The sequence below is a fragment of the Mesorhizobium sp. M5C.F.Ca.IN.020.32.2.1 genome, from assembly GCF_004023105.1.
In the GTDB taxonomy this organism is placed as follows: domain Bacteria; phylum Pseudomonadota; class Alphaproteobacteria; order Rhizobiales; family Rhizobiaceae; genus Mesorhizobium; species Mesorhizobium wenxiniae.
The window spans coordinates 1-548 of the sequence record NZ_RZSX01001603.1 but is presented as its reverse complement, the minus strand read 5'-3'; the positions used below and the strand labels follow the sequence as shown (position 1 = coordinate 548).

Genomic DNA, 548 nt, shown 5'->3' with positions numbered 1-548 from the left:
GTCCATGACGATCCTGATTACTACACCCGCCAGGAGCAGATCATCTCCTTCCAGCATCCGGATCACGAGACGGCCAACTGGCCGCAGCAGGGCCTGAAATTATGAGCAGTGAACTCCGCACCCTCTACCCAGAGATCGAGGCTTTCGAGTCAGGCATGCTCAATGTCGGCGACGGCCATCAGGTCTATTGGGAGCGGTCCGGCACCAGGGGTGCCAAGCCGGCTGTGTTCCTGCATGGCGGACCGGGCGGTACCATCTCGCCAAAGCACCGGCGACTGTTCGATCCGAAGCTTTACGATGTCATACTGTTCGATCAGCGCGGCTGCGGAAAGTCGACGCCCAACGCCTCGCTCGAGGCCAACACCACCTGGCATCTGGTCGCCGACATCGAGCGCCTGCGCGACATGTGCGGCTTCGACAAATGGCTGGTGTTCGGCGGCTCGTGGGGATCGACACTGGCGCTGGCCTATGCCGAGACACACCCCGAACATGTGAGCGAGCTGGTCGTGCGCGGCATCTATACGCTGACGCGTGCGGAACTCGAATGG

At 61.7% G+C, this 548-nt stretch carries 1 protein-coding gene and 1 pseudogene; both read left to right on the top strand.

What is annotated here, in order from left to right; translation table 11 throughout:
* Window positions 1-105, top strand: a pseudogene (locus EOA86_RS41065) (GFA family protein); the annotation flags it as partial.
* The coding region (locus tag EOA86_RS37695) for an alpha/beta fold hydrolase (RefSeq protein WP_128345891.1) at window positions 102-548 on the top strand (447 nt) is incomplete at its 3' end. The pseudogene EOA86_RS41065 and the gene EOA86_RS37695, both read left to right, overlap by 4 nt.